The 18,071-nt window shown below is 71.6% G+C and carries 16 protein-coding genes and 1 pseudogene; 11 read left to right on the top strand and 6 right to left on the bottom strand.

Translation table 11 applies throughout. The features are described from left to right. Nucleotides 1–136: 136 nt before the first annotated feature. Both IG88_RS0122765 and IG88_RS0122760 read left to right on the top strand, forming a co-directional pair. The gene (locus IG88_RS0122765; protein ID WP_199807486.1) at nucleotides 137–1,096 is read left to right on the top strand and encodes a DMT family transporter; all 960 of its coding nucleotides are present in this window, start codon (nucleotides 137–139) and stop codon (nucleotides 1,094–1,096) included. A 6-nt stretch (nucleotides 1,097–1,102) separates the two neighbouring features. Continuing rightward, the gene (locus tag IG88_RS0122760; protein WP_031044206.1) at nucleotides 1,103–2,041 is read left to right on the top strand and encodes a LysR family transcriptional regulator; all 939 of its coding nucleotides are present in this window, start codon (nucleotides 1,103–1,105) and stop codon (nucleotides 2,039–2,041) included. 531 nt (nucleotides 2,042–2,572) lie between these two features. Here the strand turns inward: IG88_RS0122760 and IG88_RS0122755 are convergent. Further along, nucleotides 2,573–3,265: a response regulator gene (locus IG88_RS0122755; RefSeq protein WP_031044202.1), complete on the bottom strand. Its 693-nt coding sequence runs from the start codon at nucleotides 3,263–3,265 to the stop codon at nucleotides 2,573–2,575. Continuing rightward, nucleotides 3,235–4,464, bottom strand: a complete 1,230-nt coding sequence (locus IG88_RS0122750; RefSeq protein ID WP_031044199.1) for a sensor histidine kinase — start codon at nucleotides 4,462–4,464, stop codon at nucleotides 3,235–3,237. The genes IG88_RS0122755 and IG88_RS0122750 overlap by 31 nt, the downstream gene beginning before the upstream one ends. 142 nt (nucleotides 4,465–4,606) lie before the next feature. Here IG88_RS0122750 and IG88_RS0122745 point away from each other — a divergent pair, with 142 nt between their 5' ends. Together IG88_RS0122745 and IG88_RS0122740 are read left to right on the top strand one after the other, a co-directional pair. Continuing rightward, nucleotides 4,607–5,755 (top strand): glycosyltransferase 87 family protein, encoded by a 1,149-nt coding sequence (locus tag IG88_RS0122745; protein ID WP_107452271.1) that lies wholly within the window; start codon nucleotides 4,607–4,609, stop codon nucleotides 5,753–5,755. Beyond that, on the top strand, nucleotides 5,752–6,915 hold the full coding sequence (locus IG88_RS0122740; protein WP_031044194.1) for a glycosyltransferase family 4 protein: 1,164 nt from the start codon (nucleotides 5,752–5,754) through the stop codon (nucleotides 6,913–6,915). Before IG88_RS0122745 ends, IG88_RS0122740 begins: the two co-directional genes overlap by 4 nt. 45 nt (nucleotides 6,916–6,960) lie before the next feature. On the opposite strand, the pseudogene IG88_RS41510 reads toward IG88_RS0122740, so the two are convergent. Together IG88_RS41510 and IG88_RS0122735 are read right to left on the bottom strand one after the other, a co-directional pair. After that, nucleotides 6,961–7,367: pseudogene (locus IG88_RS41510) on the bottom strand (TauD/TfdA dioxygenase family protein); the annotation flags it as partial. A gap of 420 nt (nucleotides 7,368–7,787) precedes the next feature. Then, nucleotides 7,788–8,693 (bottom strand): arginase family protein, encoded by a 906-nt coding sequence (locus IG88_RS0122735; protein ID WP_031044191.1) that lies wholly within the window; start codon nucleotides 8,691–8,693, stop codon nucleotides 7,788–7,790. A 434-nt stretch (nucleotides 8,694–9,127) separates the two neighbouring features. Between IG88_RS0122735 and IG88_RS0122730 the strand changes: the two genes are divergently transcribed. The 5 genes from IG88_RS0122730 to IG88_RS0122710 all read left to right on the top strand — a co-directional run bounded on the left by IG88_RS0122730 (nucleotide 9,128) and on the right by IG88_RS0122710 (nucleotide 14,307). After that, nucleotides 9,128–9,862: a FadR/GntR family transcriptional regulator gene (locus tag IG88_RS0122730; RefSeq protein WP_031044190.1), complete on the top strand. Its 735-nt coding sequence runs from the start codon at nucleotides 9,128–9,130 to the stop codon at nucleotides 9,860–9,862. A gap of 174 nt (nucleotides 9,863–10,036) precedes the next feature. Then, complete coding sequence (locus IG88_RS0122725) at nucleotides 10,037–10,912, top strand: NAD(P)-dependent oxidoreductase (RefSeq protein ID WP_031044189.1); 876 nt, start codon at nucleotides 10,037–10,039, stop codon at nucleotides 10,910–10,912. An 82-nt stretch (nucleotides 10,913–10,994) separates the two neighbouring features. Then, nucleotides 10,995–12,356, top strand: coding sequence for an MFS transporter (locus tag IG88_RS0122720; RefSeq protein ID WP_051852014.1), 1,362 nt, complete (start codon nucleotides 10,995–10,997; stop codon nucleotides 12,354–12,356). Then, nucleotides 12,353–13,261: a transketolase gene (locus IG88_RS0122715; protein WP_031044187.1), complete on the top strand. Its 909-nt coding sequence runs from the start codon at nucleotides 12,353–12,355 to the stop codon at nucleotides 13,259–13,261. Before IG88_RS0122720 ends, IG88_RS0122715 begins: the two co-directional genes overlap by 4 nt. Before the next feature lie 2 nt (nucleotides 13,262–13,263). Then, entirely contained in the window at nucleotides 13,264–14,307 is a 1,044-nt protein-coding gene (locus IG88_RS0122710) for a transketolase family protein (protein WP_031044186.1), read from the top strand. A 183-nt stretch (nucleotides 14,308–14,490) separates the two neighbouring features. On the opposite strand, the gene IG88_RS0122705 is transcribed toward IG88_RS0122710, so the two are convergent. Together IG88_RS0122705 and IG88_RS0122700 are read right to left on the bottom strand one after the other, a co-directional pair. Next, nucleotides 14,491–14,886, bottom strand: coding sequence for a cupin domain-containing protein (locus IG88_RS0122705; protein WP_031044183.1), 396 nt, complete (start codon nucleotides 14,884–14,886; stop codon nucleotides 14,491–14,493). Continuing rightward, a complete protein-coding gene (locus tag IG88_RS0122700) occupies nucleotides 14,883–16,334 on the bottom strand; it encodes an MFS transporter (RefSeq protein WP_031044180.1) in 1,452 nt (483 codons plus the stop codon). Before IG88_RS0122700 ends, IG88_RS0122705 begins: the two co-directional genes overlap by 4 nt. A gap of 56 nt (nucleotides 16,335–16,390) precedes the next feature. Between IG88_RS0122700 and IG88_RS0122695 the strand changes: the two genes are divergently transcribed. Together IG88_RS0122695 and IG88_RS0122690 are read left to right on the top strand one after the other, a co-directional pair. Then, nucleotides 16,391–17,059 (top strand): TetR/AcrR family transcriptional regulator, encoded by a 669-nt coding sequence (locus tag IG88_RS0122695; protein ID WP_031044178.1) that lies wholly within the window; start codon nucleotides 16,391–16,393, stop codon nucleotides 17,057–17,059. Between the two features lie 240 nt (nucleotides 17,060–17,299). Beyond that, nucleotides 17,300–18,058: a MerR family transcriptional regulator gene (locus IG88_RS0122690; protein ID WP_031044176.1), complete on the top strand. Its 759-nt coding sequence runs from the start codon at nucleotides 17,300–17,302 to the stop codon at nucleotides 18,056–18,058. The last annotated feature ends 13 nt before the right edge of the window (nucleotides 18,059–18,071 follow it).

Below are 18,071 nucleotides of genomic sequence, written 5' to 3'. Positions count from 1 at the left end.
CCGAGGGCGGCGATGAGTAGCGATGAGTAGCAGTGAGCCCGACCTCGCATAAGCGGTACTAACCGATTCCGCCACAAAAGCTAAATGGAACTTTTCGTTCCGGGCAAGCATGCTGGACCGCATGCAGCCGAGCCCGATGTCCTCTCGCTTTCTCGCCCTGACCGGCACCGTCATCCTGTGGGCCTCCGCCTTCCCCGCCATCCGGGTGGGGGTCGACGGTCTGGGTGTGCAGGCGCTGTCGTTCCTGCGGATCGTGATCGCTGCGGTCGCCCTGCTGCTGGTGGCGCCATTCGCCAAGGTCCGCATGCCCCGGTGCCGCGATCTGCCCATGATCGCCCTGTGCGGGGCAACCGGCATGACCGCCTACCAGCTCCTGCTCAACTGGGGCGAGGTGAACGTCGCAGCCGGTACGGCGAGCTTGTTGATCGCGACCGTCCCCGCCTTCAGCGTGCTGCTGGGAAGTCTGTTCCTCCAAGAGCGGCTGAGCCGCAGCATCGTCGCCGGCAGCGTCGTTGCGCTCACCGGCGCGGCCATCGTCAGCCTGGCCAAGGGCACCGGCGGGTTCACCGTCTCCGCCCTCATCGTCCTTGCCGCCGCCGTGGTCCAAGGGGTGTACCACGTCGCCACCAAGCCCCTGCTGCGTCGCTACACCGGCCTGGAGGTCGCCACCTACGCGATGGTCGCCGGCACGGTCTTCGCCCTGCCACTGGCCCTCGCCGCCTGGCACGCGGCCCTGAGGGCGCCGGCCGGTGCCTTGGCCTCCGTGCTCTACCTGGGCCTGCTTCCTTCCGCGCTCGGCTTCGTCATCTGGGGCTACGCCGTCGCCCGCCTGCCGCTCGCCACCTCCACCGCCGCCCTCTACCTGGTCGCGCCGGTGACCCTGGTCGTCTCCTTCGTCTGGCTGAGCGAGGTGCCCCACCTCGTCGAGCTGCTGGGCGGAGCGGTCAGCATCGCAGGAGTGATCATGATCAACCGGCGCAGCACGGACCAGCGCCGCCGCGGAGAGCAGGGACGTGCCTCCGGCAGCGACAGCGTCCCCCGCGGTCCGCGACTCACCGTGGAACCCGTCATCGGCCCCGGCCCGACCAAGGAGTAGAAGACCATGCTCGACGTACGCCGCCTGCGCATCCTCCAGCACCTCGCCGCGTACGGGACCGTCGCGGCCACCGCGGAGGCTCTCCACCTGACGCCACCAGCGGTCTCCCAGCACCTCGCCGCCCTGCAGAAGGAGGCCGGCACACCGGTGGTGGAGAAACAGGGCCGCACGCTGCGACTGACCGCGGCCGGGGAACTGCTGGTGGCTCACGCCGAGATCATCCTCGCGGAACTCGCGGCAGCCGAGTCCGGGCTGGCCGCCCTGCAGAGCGGCCGGCGGGGCATCGTGCGGATCACCGCCTTCGCCTCCGCCGCCCGGGCTCTCGTCGCGCCCCTGTGGCAACGGCTGGCCGGCATCGACCCCAGCCCCGGACTGTCTCTGCGACTGTCCGTGCAGGAACCCGACGAAGCCCTCGACGAACTGCACAAGCGTGCCACCGACCTTGCCCTGGTCCACAGCTACACCGTGCTGCCACGCAGCTTTCCCGCAGCCTACGAGCAGGCTCTCCTCATGGAGGAACCGGTGCTGCTCGCCCTGCATCCCGGCCAGGCCGGGGAGTGGGGCCTGCAGCCCGGTCAGCCGGTGGACCTGTCCCGCACGGCGGACCTGCCCTGGCTCACCCCTGGACCGGAGACCTCCTGCTACGAGATGATCCAACGCGCTTGCGGCGCGGCCGGCTTCGTCCCGGACATCAGGACCCGCAGTGGCGACTTCAGCGTGCTGGCGGCTCTGGTCGCCGCGGGAGCGGGCACCGCCCTCATCCCGCGCATGGCACTTCCCGACGCCACCGAGTCCCTCAGCCTCCATCCCCTGCTCCACCCCGTCTCCCGGTCCGTCTACACCGTCAGCCGTGCAGGCACCCGCAAGCGCCCCGACCTGCGACGCGTCCTCCAACTGCTCCACGGTTCGGCCGCATCTCCGACACCCCACGACGCACAAGAATGACGCCGTGCAGTGACCCTCTTGCGCGAGTCGCGTCGCCACAGTGAGCCGCCTCCAGCCGGGGATGCCGGGCGGGGGCTCTCACTCCGCTCCTTGGAGGGAACCGGGGCCCTCAGGTCGCGGTGCAACCGCCGTCCACGGCCAGGACGGATCCCGTGACGGCTGTGAAGTCGCGGTCCAACAGGTCCGCAGCCCGCGCCGCCGGGTGGTGTGCGGCGTGCCTCACTCGCCCGACTGTGCTCGTACCCGGCCATGCCCGTCGCGGCCCGCTGCTTCGAGCACGCGGGCCGGAGCAGCGCAGACGCGCGGCTCCGGGAATCGGTACGGGTGCGCGGTCACGAACAGGCGTCGCGTCCCGGGTCGCATCGCGTCTCGCCGACGCGGGCCCTGAGTACGGCGGCGACCAGCACAGTCGGCGGCCGGCGTCGGAGGAGGCCGCGCCGAATCGGGCGAGGGCCCGTGTCGTGCGCGCACTCCTGAGCGGTCGTTGAGTCCGCCTTCGGTGGCTGCCTGCCGTCACGGGGCGGGGCGCCTTCAGCCGGCGCCGTTTCCCGCCCGCACCAGGCCCAGTTCGTAGGCGGCGATGACGGCTTGTGCTCGGTCTCGCAGCTCCAGTTTCGCGAACAGCCGGTTGATGTGGGTCTTCACGGTGTGATCCGTGATGGTGAGTCGCGCCGCGATCTCCGCGTTGGACAGTCCCCGGGCGATCAAGGTGAGTACCTCTGCCTCACGCGCCGTCAGTTCCCCGACGGAGTGGACCGGCAGCCGTGACGCCCGCGCGTGCACGTACTCGCAGATCACCCTCTTGGTGATCTCGGGCGACAGCAGTGCGTTCCCGGCGGCCACCACCCGGACCGCGTGCAGCAGTTCGGGGAAGGTGGCGTCCTTGAGGAGAAAGCCGCCCGCCCCGGCTGCGAGAGCGTCGTACACGTACTCGTCGAGACCGAAGGTCGTCAGCATCAGGACTTTCGTCGCGCCGTCGGAGGCGGCCAGGATCTCGCGGGCCGCGTCGATGCCGTTCTTGTGGGGCATTCGGATGTCGAGGAGCGCGAGGTCGGGCCGGGTCAGGGCGGCGATGCGCACGGCCTGTACGCCGTCCTCGGCTTCGCCCACGACCTGGATGTCCTCCTGCGTGTTGAGGAGGTTGACAAAGCCGGTGCGGACGACTGCCTGATCGTCGGCGACCAGTGCTCTGATCACTCTCGGCTCCCTCTCCGTTCCGACCATCCGGTCCCCCAGGGAAGCTCTGCCTCCACCAGGAACCCTCCTCCGGGGCCCGCTCCCGCGCTGAGCCGGCCGCCGACCAGGGCCGCCCGCTCGCGCATCCCCGTCAGGCCGTGACCTGCGCCGGAGCCCGGGCGGGGCTCCGGGCCGGGGCCGTCGTCGTGGATGCGGAGCGTGAGCAGCCGACCGGTGCCGTATGCGATCTCCACTACGGTACGTGCTCCGGGAGCGTGCTTTCGGGCGTTGGTCAGTGCCTCCTGGATGATCCGGTAGGCCGACAGCTCCCATGCCGCGGGCAGCGGCACCCGTTCCCCCGTGATCTTCAGCTCTGCTTCGCCGCCCACGGCCCGGTGCTGTTCGATCAGTTCCGCGAGATGGTCGAGGGTCGGCTGTGGGGCGGTGAGGCTCGTGTCCCCTCGGGTCTGCGGGGTGCGCAGGACACCGAGGAGGCGGCGGAGTTCGGCCATCGAGGAGCGGGCGGTGCCGGCGATCTGCTGGAAGCCGTCGCGGGCCTCGGGGGTGAGGCCGGGGGTGGTGTAGGTGGCGCTCTCGGCCTGGACGGCGATCATCGATACCGAGTGCGAGACGATGTCGTGCAGCTCGCGGGCGATGGCGGCTCGCTCGGCCTCGGCGGCCTGTTGTCGTTCCATCGCGATCAACTGGTCCTGCGCCAGGTTGCGTTCATGGCGGCTCTGCTCGCGGGAGCGTACGGCGTCGCCCATCATCACGGCGGCGAAGATGACCACGGTCAGCAGGAAGGACTCGGCGAACAGACCGAGTGAGTCCTTCTGCCACAGCGGCGGCACCGGCAGGTCCATCCGTGACCAGGTGTTGATGTGCACCAGGTTCACGCACACGGCCCCCAGCGCCCCGCCCACAACGGTGACTGCCGGGTGGCACACCCGGTAGCGGCCCAGGGTGTAGAAGCCGATCAGCCCGCTGGCCGTGATGGAAATGTACAGGCTGACGTCCCCGGCGAACCCCAGCAGCCCGGCGGCGACCGTGACCACCGCCACGGGCGGGAAGGACCGTCGCCACATCAGTGAGGAGGAGGAGACGAGGACCCCGATCACGGTGGTCACGGATCCGGGATAGGCGATCAACTCGGCCACCGCACCGACGGCCAGGGCCCCGCCGGTGACCCAGGGGTAGGCGGGGGCGGCGATCCAGGCACGGAACCGCTGCTGAAGGGACGGACGCATGCGTCCATGGTCCGTGCCGACACGGCAGTGCGCATCACCGCACGGGTTGAGTCTGAGGCCCGATGTCATGCCACGGGTTGAGTGTCAGGTGCGGAGCGCCGGTTGACGCCCTCCCACCTGCTGATTCCTACCGTCGATGAGCATGACGAAGCGGCTTGGACAGCACGTACGGCATGCCCGGTACGTACGCGACGAACGGTGGGTGTGGGCCGTGTACGCCCTCGTCGCGCCGGCATTCGCCCTGGTCTCGGATCTGGGGCCGCACCAGGCGTGGGGTGCGGCGGCGACCGCGGGTTACGCGGTCGCGGCGCTGCTGGCGTGGCGGGTGGGCCCCCGCCCCGCCGCTCGGACGGCCGCGGTGGCGGGGGCCGTTGTGGTGCCGCTCGTCTCGTTGGTGACGGCCGGGCTCGGGCAGTTGGAGATCGCGGTCGTCGAGCGGTCGGGGCATCTGCTGCTCACCACCGGCAGCCCGTATGTCACCGCCCCCGCGGTCGTCGCCGACGTCAACCCCTACCTGCCGGGGATGGCGCTCCTGGGCGCGCTGCCCGGGGACGCGCGTTGGTGGACGGGCGGGGTCTTCGCCGCGGCCCTGGCCGCGGTCGGCCTGCATCGTGCCTGGCTGCTCGCCTGCCCTGTGGTCGCGCTGCCGCTTGCGGTGGGCGGTGTCGATCTCCCGGTGGTCGGCCTGATGTGCCTGGGTGTCGTGCTCGCGGGACGGGGGCGGCCGGTCCGGGCGGGTCTGGTGCTCGGCGCCGCGGCCGCGCTCAAGTGGACGGCATGGCCGGCGCTGCCCGTGGCGTTGTCACTGATCGCGGTACGCCGGGGCCACTGGTGCGCGCTGCGGTATGCGGCCGTGGCCCTGACCACCGCGACGGCGACAGTGCTGCCCTTCGCCCTGGCCGACCCGGTGGGTTTCTACCGCAACGCCATCGCCTTCCCACTCGGCCTCGCCGACATCGCCTCGCCGGCCGCGAGCCCGCTGCCCGGCCGTCTGCTTGCCGACTGTGTCCCGGGCGGAAGGGTAATCGCGCTCGCGCTCCTTGCGGCGACCGCGCTGCTGCTCGCGGTGTCGCTGGTGGCGCGGCCTCCGGGCAGGACTCGCACGGCGGCCGCCCGGCTCGCGCTCGGTCTGGGCCTGGCGATGACCCTGATGCCCGCGACCCGCTTCGGCTACCTGATCTATCCGCTGGTCCTCGGGGCGCTGGCGTCCAACAGGCCGCAGCACGAAGCCACTCCTGGCGCCACCCCCGCCCTTCCTGTCGCACCTACCGCGGAGAAGGCCCTCGCATGACGAACGACTCCCACCGGCGCACGCTGATCGTCACCAATGACTTCCCGCCCCGGCAGGGCGGTATCGAGACGTTCGTCCGTGAACTGGCCGACCGGTTCCCACCCGACGAGGTGGTCGTCTTCACCTCGTCGCCGCACCCGGTCACGCCACAACCGGCGTCGGACGGCGCTTTCCCGTACCCGGTGGTCCGCCACCCGGTGCGCACGCTTCTGCCCACCCCGCGGGCCACCGCGCACGCCGCGTCCGTGGCCTGCCAGTACGACTGTGACCGGGTGTGGTTCGGCGCGGCGGCACCGCTCGGCCTGATGGCCGGCCGACTGCGGCAGACGACGGGCATCCGCACCGTCGTCGCCACCACGCACGGCCACGAAGTCTGGTGGGCCCGCACCCCCGGCGCCAGGACGCTGCTGCGCCGCATCGGCACGCAGGCCGACACGCTCACCTGGCTCGGTACGAGCACCCGCCGCCCCATCGAGGCGGCCCTGGCACCCGGTACCCGCACCGCCCGCCTGGTCCCCGGCGTGGACACCACGGTGTTCCGCCCCGGCCTGGACGGCGGCCCGGTGCGCGACCGTTACGGACTGGGCCGCCGCCCGGTGATCCTGTGCGCGGCCCGGCTGGTCCCGCGCAAGGGCCAGGACACCTTGATCCGGGCGCTGCCCTGGGTCCGCAGGACGGTCCCGGACGCCATGCTCCTCCTGGTCGGTGACGGCCCGAACGCCCTCGAACTGCGGCGACTGGCGCGGGCGGAGGGTGTCCTGGACTCGGTGGTTTTTGCCGGGGGTCATCCCCACCACGCCCTCCCCTCCTTCTACGCCGCCGCCACTGCCTTCGCCATGCCCTGCCGCACCCGGAAACGCGGTCTGGAGGTAGAGGGCCTGGGCATCGTCTACCTGGAGGCCGCGGCATCCGGACTCCCGGTCGTGGCGGGCGACTCGGGAGGCGCCCCCGACGCGGTGCGCGAGGGGGAGACCGGCCATGTCGTCGACGGGCGTTCGGTGGCGGCGACGGCGGACCGCCTGACCAGGCTCCTCCGCAATCCCGAACTCGCCCGCGCGATGGGCGAAGAGGGTCGCCACTGGGTCCGGACGGAATGGACCTGGGATCGCTCCTACGCCACTCTGACAGGGCTGTTCGACTCGGCGGGGTCCACGGAATGAGTGAGCACAAGCCGTCTCCGAGCGGCTTGGCAGCATCCCCCGGTGTCAGCTCTTCACGGGGCCGCCGTCGATGGCGACGCGCTGCCCGTAGCGCGCGGAGGGGTAGTAGTCGTACGTCGCGTGGTGCTGGACGCAGCGGTTGTCCCAGAAGACGAGCGTGCCCGGGGTCCGGCGGACGCGGCAGTGCGGGACCGGCCTGCGGGCGACGAGGGGGTGTTCGCTCTTGGGATGACGTAGCCCGCGGGCGGTGTGTGTCCCGCCAGGGCCTGCGCGCCGTCGTGTGTCGCGGTGAGCGCGTCGAACAGGGAGCGCATGGCCGGTGAGAGCATGTCGTGGGCGAGGTGCATGTTGGCGAAGAGGGTGTCGCCTCCGCAGCCCGGTTCGGGTGTCGCGGTGATGCAGAGCATCGACCCCAGCGGCGGTTCGGGGTCGGCGTTGCCGTCGGCGTGCCAGCAGATTGGCCCGGCAGCAGTGGGCCAGCCTCTCGGCGTACGGCTGCGCGTGCTCGGTCGGCAACGACACCTTCCAATGGTCTTCGTCTACCAGGACGAGTCGTTCGGTCCCGGTCTCGACGGGGCGATCCGGTCGGCCCTCCCGATGACACGGGGACCGGTGGCCCTCGTCCTTCCGGACACCGTCGTCACGGGGCCGGAGACACGGGGCAAGCTCCTTGACGCGCTGCGGCAGACGGACGTGCCGGGCTGGAGCGTGGTGGCCGCCGAGGAACGGGATCACGACACACTGCGGCAGATGGGCGCGTTGGCCGTGACCGGGACGGGAGCTGTCCTGACAACACTCCCATGTGACCCCGTGGGCCGCGCTCTGCCGACCGTCGACGGGCACATCTCGGATTCACGTGCCGCCCGCGTGTCTCAGGGGGTGGTGAAGGCCGCCACCACCAGGTCGGTCAGGAGGGCGCCCGCGCTGCCGTCGGGGTCCAGGTCGGGGTCGTAGATGGTGATGTTGAGGCCCACACAGCGCGGGGACCGTACGAGCGGGCGCAGCAGGGCGGTGAGTTCGCCGGGCAGCAGGCCGTCGGGGTCCGGGCTGTCGACCGCGGGCATCACCGAGGGGTCGAGGACGTCGGCGTCCAGGTGGACCCAGAAGCCGTCGAGGGCCGTCGCCTCAAGGTCTTCGGCGGTCGCGGCGCCCAGATCGGCGGGGTCGGCGCGGCGCAGGTCGGAGACGGTGGTGACGGGGACCTTCAGCGCGCGCAGTTCGGCGACGTCCCCGTCGTCCACGAACGCGTCCCGGGTGCCGAAGAGCCGGATGTCCTCGTCCCGGAGGTAGGGCCGCAGTCCTTCGAGGTCGGTCAGGTCCTGCTGCCCGCGCCCGGTGGCGAGGGCGAGTTCCTCGCCACCGGCGGCGCCGATCCGGTCGGAGGTGCCCGGGTGACGGAAGTCGGGAGAGGCGTCGATCGAGACGAGGCCGTACCGGCCGAGGCGGCGCAGGGCGAGCGCGGCGCCGAGCTGGATGGAGCAGTCCCCGCCGAGGACCAGGGTGAAGTGACCGGCGGACACGTGCGCCTCGATGCGGTCGGCGAGGGTGCGCGTGTAGGCCGCGATGGCGGGTGCGTTGAAGACGCCGTCGCCCTCCTGCCAGTCGCCCCGGTCGTAGCGGGGCGGCACGACGACACCCCCTTCGAGGGCGCCGAGTCTGCTTACGATCCCCTTGTCCCGCAGCGCCCCGGCCAGTTTGTAGCAGCCGGGGACGGTGCCGGGGGCCGGTGGGCGCAGGCCCAGGTTGGAGGGGGCGTCCAGGATCACGGTGCTTCGCATGGAGCCATCCTTGCTGGCGGGCCGACGGCCTTCAACCGTCCTGTCGCAAGGCGTGGGTTGTTCGTCGGCCGGCGATCCAACCGGGGCCGTGGCTCCGGCTTCCGGGCCGGTGGCCGCCCCGGCCGGCTGCGGACCGTTGTTGCGAGCGTTGTCGAGTGCCGTCGAGGCAGTCAGAAGTCGCAGGCGAGGAGCGGCTGGCGCGCGCGGTTGCCGCCCGGTTCCCGCCCGGCGTCCCATGCTCCGCTCGGTGCCAGGCACCTCACTTCGGCCGAGGCCGTGGGCCGCGGATGTCGGACGGTCGTCGAGGCACGGTTCTCACAGTGATTGGTTGATCCAAAGTGTTGACCTTGCTGTCTGGCGCGCCTTAATCTCCCGACATTGGTTAAACCAATCTGTTCGGCGGCTCGGGAGGGCGCCGGCGTGAGGAGGCTTTGATGGCCATGGACCTGGGCCAGTTGGTGCGTGCGCTCTCGCAGCAGAGCACCCCGGACGCCGACGGCGGGCCGCTGCGGCTGCCCACGGAGCGGGCGCTCGTGGAGAGCCTCGAGATCAGTCGAGGGGCACTGCGCGAGCAGTTGTCGATCCTGGAGCACCTCGGTTTCCTGGACCGCACCCAGGGCCGGGGCTCCTACCTCACGGCACCGAACACGGGCTTCCTCCAGCTCTACTTCGATCTGGCGGGGCAGCTCGGACACCTGACCCAGCCGCAGTTCCGCGACGCGCGGGAGATCCTGGAGACCGCGCTGGCCGAGGCCGCGGCCCGCCGCGCCACCGCCGACGACGTCGACGCACTGCGCGCGCTGGTCGACGAGATGGTCCGGGCCACCACCGCCGGGGAGCACGGCGCCGCACTCGAAGCCGACCTGGACTTCCACCGCAGGCTGTGCGAGATCGTCGGCAACCCGGTGTTCAGCATGCTGCACGACGCCCTCAGCCATGCGCTGCGCAGTGAGCTCGTCGAACGGCGCGAGCTGGCCGGACGCGTCCCGCTGCCGGCCGGCCGCAGCCTCGTCATCGACACCGTGCACTACGGAATCGTCGAGGCGATAGACGGACGTGACGCCGAGGGCGCGCGCGCCGCCATGCGCCGCCACTTCGAGGTCTGGTCCACGCTCACCGACGCCTCCGCCCACGAGACGGTCCGCCCCCGCTCCGCTTCGGACCACTGACGGGGACCGGCCTCCGTTGCCGGTCGCGCGAATCACGATCCGATGCCCGTGACCGGGCGGCCGCGGGTTCGCGGGAGCCGACACGGCCGCCGGTTCATGGCCCCGCCCGCAGCCCAGGGGCCCGACCCCGCCAAACCTCCGACCTCGCCCCAGGTCGCTGAAAGGAACAACCGCATGACTCCCCTCCCCGTCAGCTTCGTCGGCATCGGTGCCATCGGTCTGCCCATGGCCGCGCGCATCGCCGCCGCCGGGCACCAGGTCACCGGTGTCGACCCCGCCCCCGGCACGGCCGACCGTGCCCGGGATGCCGGGCTCGCCGGAGTCGTGGCATCGGTGGACCGGGCGCCGGACGCCCTGGTCACCGTCGTCATGGTGGCCACGCCCGAGCAGTTGACCACCCTTGTGGACACCGCACTCGACGCCCGTCCCGACCAGGCCGGACGCCACTGGGTGATCATGAGCACGGTCGGCCCGGAGGCGGTGCGCACCGAGGGCGAACGGCTCGCCCAGGCCGGGGCGCACGTCGTCGACGCACCCGTGACCGGTGGCGTCGCCCGAGCCCGCACCGGCGAACTGACCATCTTCGCCGCCGGCGAGAGCACGGACCTCGCCACCGTGACCCCGGTACTGAGCGCCTGCGGCACCGTGCGCCCCGTCGGGGGCCGGCTCGGTGACGGCCAGGCCATCAAGGTCGTCAACCAGCACCTGTGCTCGGTCCACATCGTGGCCGCCGCCGAGGCGCTCAACCTCGCCGACGCCCTCGGCCTCGACCCCGCCAAGGTTCTCGGCCTGGTCGAGACCGGTGCCGCCGGATCGTTCATGCTGTCCGACCGCGGCCCGCGGATGCTCGAGGGCACCGACACCGAAGTGACCAGCACCGTCTCGATCTTCGTCAAGGACAGCGGGCTGGTCGCCGAGGCGGCCCGCGCCGCCGGCGCCGACACTCCGCTCCTGGACGACGCGCGCCGGCGATACCTGGCCGCCGTCGAGCGCGGCCTCGCCTCCCGCGACGACTCACGAGTGATCGAGACGTACCGGAAGACCCCCTGACCGTCCCCGCAGGGCGCCGGCGCCGCCCCCTGAGCGCCGACCCGGGCAGGCCCCGTCCGCCCGGCACATCAAGGAGCCGCCGATGAGTGCCGTCAGCAACGCCGCCGACGCGTCCCACCGCGACAACCCCGCCAACCCCGCCAAAGTCTCCGTCGCCTCCATGGTCGGATCGGCGGTGGAGAGCTACGACTTCTTCATCTACGGAACAGCCTCCGCCGCCTACTTCGGCACCGCCTTCTTCCACACCGACAACAAGCTCGTCGGTGTCCTCGCCTCCTTCGCCACCCTGGCCGTCGGCTTCTTCTTCCGGCCCCTCGGCGGCTATCTCGCCGGCCACTTCGGCGACCGCATCGGCCGCAAGACCGTGTTGAACGCCTCCCTGCTCCTGATGGGGACGGCCACCGTTCTCGTCGGCGTACTGCCCACCTACGCGCAAGCCGGCATCGCCGCACCGCTGTTGCTGATCCTGCTGCGCATCCTGCAAGGCGTCGGATTCGGCGCCGAGTGGGGCGGCGCCGTCCTGATGGCCGTCGAACACGCACCGCCGCACCGCCGCGGCTGGTTCGGAGCCGTACCGCAGATCGGCATACCCGCCGGCCTCATCCTGGCCAACGGCGCTTTCCTGATCAGCGAGCAACTGTTCACCGGTACCTGGGTGTGGCGCGCACCGTTCCTGCTGTCCGTCGTGATGGTGGCCGTCGGGCTCTTCATCCGGCTGCGGATCGAGGAGTCGCCCGAGTTCACCGAGATGAAGGACCGGGGCGAGATCCGCAAGACACCCGCGCTCGACGTGCTGCGCCGCGACTGGCGGCTCATCCTGCGCATCACCGCCCTGCGGCTCGCCGAGACCGGCGGCTACTACATCGCCACCAGTTTCGTCCTCTCCTACGCCGGTCTCGCCGATCTCGGCACCAGCAACGACGTACTCCTGGGCACGATCATCGGTTCCGTCGTCGGCCTGGCCAGCCACCTCTTCTTCGGTGCCCTGTCCGACCGCATCGGCCGCAAACCGGTCTTCCTCATCGGCGCCGTCTTCACCATTGCCTTCGGCTTCCCGATGTTCCTGCTGGTCAACACCGGTACCACCGCACTGATCGTGATCGCCGTCGTGCTCGCCCTCGTACTGAGCCACGATCCGATCTTCGCCGTCGAATCCTCCTGGTTCTCCGAGCAGTTCCCGCGCGAGGTCCGCTCCTCCGGCATCTCGCTCGGCTACAACCTCGCCTCGCTCATCGCCGGTCTGCTGCCCTTCGCCGCCACCGCCCTGTACGGCTGGGTCGGCTGGGTGGGACCCGCCGTCCTGTTCTGTCTCCTCGGCGTCGTCTCCGCGGCTGCCGCGATCGGCGCCCCGGAGACGGCTCCGGCCCGGACCGGTGTCGCCGAGCCCTCCGAGGACATGCCCACCGCTTCGTCCGCCGTCCTGATCTCCGAGAAGGTCCGATGACTGCCGCAACCTTGACCGGGGGCCGCGACACGGCCCGCACCCTCCCCGAGCGCATCGCCCACGTCGGCGAGGCCGCGTACCGCATGCGCCACCACATCCTGACCATGGCCGAAGGACAGGGCCAGGGGTACGTCGGCCAGGCCCTCGGCGCCGCCGACACCCTCGCCGCCGTCTACACCGACCAGTTGCGGCTGCGTCCCGAGGACCCCGAGTGGCCCGACCGCGACCGCTTTCTGCTGTCCACCGGCCACTACGCGATCGGCCTCTACTCCGCGCTCGCGGAGGTCGGCACCATCCCCGTCGGCGAACTCGCCACGTACGGCACCGACGAGTCCCGACTGCCGATGTCCGGCATGGCCTCCTACACGCCCGGCATGGAGGTGTCCGGCGGATCCCTCGGGCACGGCCTGACCGTCGCCGTCGGCATCGCCCTCGGCCTGCGCCACCAGGGAAACGAAGCACGCGTCTTCAACTTCCTCTCCGACGGCGAACTCGACGAGGGCTCCACGTGGGAGGCGGCCATGGGCGCCCACCACCACGAGCTCGGCAACCTCACCGCACTGGTCGACATGAACGCCCTGCAGGCCGACGGCGCCACCGGCACCGTGCTGTCCGTCGAGCCGGCCGAGGAGAAGTGGCGGGCCTGCGGCTGGTTCACCCAGCGCGTCGACGGCAACGACGTCGAGGCCCTGCTGCGCGCCCTGGACGCGGCAACCGAGCAGGCCGCCCTCGTGGGCCGGCCCTCCGTGATCCTGTGCGACACGCGCGTCGGCCGCGGCGTCCCGCTCCTGGAGAACCGCGAGAAGGCCCACTTCATGCGCATCGACGCGCACGAATGGGCGATCTGCCGACAGCAGTTGACGACCGGGCACGACACCACGGCCACCACCGGAACGGAAGCCTGAGCATGACCACCACCACGGCAACCGCTGCCGCGTCCACCGCACCTGCCGCAACGGGCGCACCTGCCGCTCAGCCCAAGCGCCTCACCACCTCGGCCATGATCGCCTCCTTCGCCGACCCCGGCCAGCGCACCTCGCCCGCCCCCTTCGGCAGGGCCATGGTCGAACTGGCCGAGCGCGACCCGCGGGTCGTCGGCCTCACCGCCGACCTCGGCAAGTACACCGACATGCACGTCTTCGCCCAGGCCCACCCCGGCCGGTTCTTCCAGATGGGCATGGCCGAGCAACTGCTCTTCGGCGCGGCCGCCGGCATGGCCGAGACGGGGCTGGTTCCGTTCGCCTCCACGTACTCGGTCTTCGCGGCCCGCCGCGCGTACGACTTCATCTGCCTGGACATCGCCGAGCCGAACCTCAACGTCAACGTCGTCGGCGGCCTGCCCGGTCTGACCACCGGTTACGGGCCCAGCCACCAGGCCACCGAGGACGTCGCGATCTTCCGTGGCATGCCCAACCTCACCATCGTCGACCCGTGCGACGCCCTCGACATCGAGCAGGCCGTCCCCCAGCTCGCCGCCCACGAAGGTCCCACCTACCTGCGCCTGCTGCGCGGCAAGGTGCCGCTCGTGCTCGACGAGTACGACTACACCTTCGAGCTCGGCAAGGCCAAGGTGGTACGAGGCGGCCGGGACGTCGTGCTCGTCTCCAGCGGTCTGATGACCATGCGTGCGCTGCAGGCGGCCGAGAAGCTCGCCGCCCACAAGGTCGATGCGGCCGTGGTACACAGCCCCACGCTCAAGCCGTTCGACGAGGAGACCGTGCTGCGTGAGCTGGCGGGTGACCGTCTGGCGGTGACCCTGGAGAATCACACCGTCGTGGGCGGCCTCTTCGAGACCGTCGCCTCCGCCGCCGTCCGCACCGGACTCGGCAAGCAGATCCTCCCCGTCGCGCTGCCCGACGAGTTCATCGACGCCGGTGCTCTGCCCACCCTCCACGACCGCTACGGCCTCGCCACGGACCGCGTGGTGGAGCGGGTGCTCGCAGCGATGTGAACACCCGCCCCCGGCCCGCAGGTGTCAGCCACTCCTCAGAGATCTGCCCCGGCACCGGCCATGGTTCCACCATGTCGGACACCGACGCTTTCAACGCCCCTGGGCTGAAGCGTCACCGGACCTCCTGCTTCCTCGTTCGGTTGTTGCGGTGGCCCGGCAGCACATGGCCGGGCCACCGACCGTTCAGGGGGTGGCGGTCCGCTTCTCGAGACGGGTGCCGTTGCGCAGAGTGATCGACATCAGGTCGCTGGGGGCGTCCAGTTCCAGGCGGTGCCAACGGCCGCGGGGCACGATCACGGCGGTACCTTCCTTCAACCGCACCATCTCCTCGGCGTCACCGGGCCTGTCGGGGCGGAAGTGGACGCGGACGCCGCCGGCCAGGCAGCACACGGCTTCCTCGGCCTCCGGGTGCATCTCCCAGTGGTCGGCGTGAACGTCGGCGTCGGTCTCCACGTGGAACGTGGCGATCTGCCAGGCGCCGGAGTCGCCGCTCGTCATCTGCCGTTCGACGGCTCGGACGTCGCCGTCGGGGCGGAAGTGCAGCGCCGAGGCGAACAGGTCGACGGTGGTGGTCTTCATGACGGTGTTCCTTCCAGTTCGTTCTCTTCGGGGGCGGTGGTTTGCGGGACTGGTGCGACGGGCCGGCGGCGGCGCGGCAGCACACCGATCGCCACGACCGCCGCGAGCACGAAGACGGCGGCGGCGACGGCCAGCCCCAGGCCGTAGCCGTCGTTGAGCGCGGCGGGGTCGGTTGCTGTGCCGGTGTGGTGCGCGGCGAGGGTGGCCAGGACGGCCAGGCCGATGGAGCCGCCGAGTTGGCGTGAGCTGTTCATGAGGCCGGAGGCCATTCCGGCCTCCCGCGCGGCGACTCCCGTGGTCGCGGCGGCGGCGACCGGGGCCAGGACCAGTCCGGCACCGACGCTGGTGACGAGGGAGGGGCCGAGCACGTCAGTGAGGAAACTGCCGTCGGGACTGATGAGGGCGAACCAGGCCAGGCCCGCGGCGGCCAGCAGGGCGCCGGGCACCAGGGAGGCGCGGGGGGTGCGTGCCGCGGTGATGCGGGTCGCGACGACGGTCCCCGCGACCAGGCCCAGGGAGAAGGGCAGGAATGCGATGCCGGTGGCTGCGGCACCCATGCCCAGGACCTGCTGCATGTACAGGGAGACGAAGTAGAACGCCGTGAACTGCCCGGCCGCGGCGAGGAACACCAGCACGTTCGCGCCGGCGACCCAGCGGCTGCGCAGCAGGCCGAGGCGCAGCAGCGGGGCGTCGGCCCGCGACTCGGCGAAGACGAAGGCGGCCAGCAGTACGGCCGCGGCGGCGAGGGTCCCCCACGTGAGCGGGGAGTCCCAGCCAAGGGTGTCGGTGCGGACTACACCGAGCACCAGCAGCCCGACTCCGCCGGTCGCCAGGGCGGCGCCCAGCGCGTCCAGCCTTTCGCGCGGCGCGGACGCTGCTGTGGCGGGCACCCCTGCGGCAACGAGGGCGAGGGCCGCGGCGACGATGGGCAGGTTGACCAGCATGACCCAGCGCCAGCCCGCGTACTCGGTCAGCAGCCCGCCCGCCAGCACGCCCAGCGCGCCGCCCGCGGCGTTCACCGCGCTCCACACTCCGAGCGCGCGGACCCGCCGGGGGCCCTCGGTGAAGGTGGTGGTGAGCATCGCCAGCGCGGCCGGTGCGGCTGCGGCGGCGCCCAGGCCCTGCCCGGCGCGTGCGGCGATCAGCTCCCAGGGCGTCTGGGCCAGCCCGCCGGCCAGCGAGCACAGGCCGAAGACGACCAGTCCCAGCACGAACATCCGACGCCGGCCGTACAGGTCGCAGGCGCGGCCCCCCAGCAGCAGGAACCCGCCGAACGTGAGGGCGTACACGTGCACGACCCACGACAGGTCGAGTGGTGCGAATCCCAGGGCGGTACGGATCGCGGGCAGGGCGACATTGACCACGGACAGGTCCAGGGCGACGACGAACTGGGCGACGGCGGCCGCCGCCAGCACCACGCCCGGCTTCTCCCGAGAGTTTCTATACATGTAAGAAAAGTAGCGCCGCGGGCCGCCGCTGTCGACACCCGAGGGATGATGGGGGCATGCCGCAACCGTCCGCACCGCGCAAAACCCTGGGCCGGCCTCCCCGTATCTCCCGCGAGGAGATCATCGAGACGGCCCGCCGGATCGTGACCGAGAAAGGCGTGGACCGGCTGACCATGCGGCGGCTGGCCACGGAGGTCGGCAGCACGCCGATGGCGCTCTACCACCACGTCCGCGACAAGGAAGAGCTGCTCCTCCTCCTGCTGGACGACTACGCCGCACGGACACTGCGCCGGCCCGAACTGCCGGCCCAGCCTCGTGAACGGATCGTCGTCGCCGCCACCGCGATCCACGAGGCGCTCGCCGCCTGTCCGTGGATCGTGGAGGTACTGACCGCCGACGACCTGTTGTCCACCTCCGCGCTGTGGTTCGTCGAGCAGATCGTGGACGGGCTGGTCGAATGCGGCCTCTCCCTCGACCGGGCCGTACACGGCTACCGTGCGATCTGGTACTACACCGCCGGAGAGATCGTGGTCAGGACGACAGCCGCCCGGCGGCGCGCGGACGACGACCGCGCGACCTATCGGGAGCAGGTCTTCGCCGATCTCGACCCGAGCGAGCTGCCCCGCCTGGCGCAGGCCGCGGACCGCTGGGCGCCGCTGACCGCCGAGGACATCTACCAGGACGGGCTCCGAGCCCTGGTGGACGGCCTTCTCACCGGCCGCTGACACGCGCCGCCGACGCGCCCGGCCGCACCCGCACCAGGGGCGACTGCGGCCGGGCCCCGGCGCCGGCTGCGCCACGAACCAAGCGGTCGCCCCCGGTTCGGGCGCCTGGGGTGCGGTCCCCGCCTGTTCGACTGCGGGGAGCAGCGGTCTCGGGGTTGAAGTTGCCGTTGCGGCAACTCCTACCGTTCTGAACAGGGCCGGAGGGACCGGCCCGACGACACATGTGCGAGGGAGACGTTGATGGACTGGCCGATCGCGGAGGTCGCACGGATGTCCGGCGTGACTGCCCGGACGCTACGGCACTACGACGAGATCGGCCTGCTCCCGCCCGCCCGAGTCGGAACCAACGGCCACCGCTACTACGGGGAGCCCCAGATGCTGCGGCTGCAGCAGATCCTCGTCCTGCGGGCCCTGGGCCTGGGGTTGCCCGAGATCGGCCGGGTCCTGGCCGAGCAGGTCGACGAGGTGGAAGCGCTGCGGGGCCACCACAGGCGGCTGCTCGCCGAACGCGACCGCCTCGACGCCCTGGCCGGCACCGTCTCGCGCACGATCGCCGAGCTGGAACAGTCCAGGAAGGACGGCAGACCCATGACCATCAACCGACCGGAGAACCTGTTCGAGGGCGTGACGGCCGCCCAGTACCCGCAGACCCTGCGCGACTTCCCCGAGCACGCCCAAGCGGTGGCCCACCGGGTCGCCGGGATGAGCCCGCAGGACATCGAGGCCGGGCAGCGCGAGCGTACGGCGCGGATGGTCCGGCTGGCCGAGCTCATGGCCGCCGGGCACCGTGCCGACGCCGAGCCGGTGCAGGCCGAGACCGACTCCCAGTACCGCCTCCTGACCGCGCTGCGCACCGTGACCGTCGACGAGTACCGGGCCATGGGCCGCTCCTGCGTCGACAACGACGCCTGGCGCGCCGCGTACGAGGCGATCGCCCCGGGGCTGGCCGCCTACCAGCGCGATGCCATCGAGGTGTACGCCACCACCCGGCTGAGCTGAACACCGGCGCGAC

Source organism: Streptomyces sp. NRRL F-5650 (assembly GCF_000721365.1).
Lineage (GTDB): Bacteria > Actinomycetota > Actinomycetes > Streptomycetales > Streptomycetaceae > Streptomyces > Streptomyces ardesiacus.
This window is presented reverse-complemented; position numbering and strand designations above follow the sequence as displayed.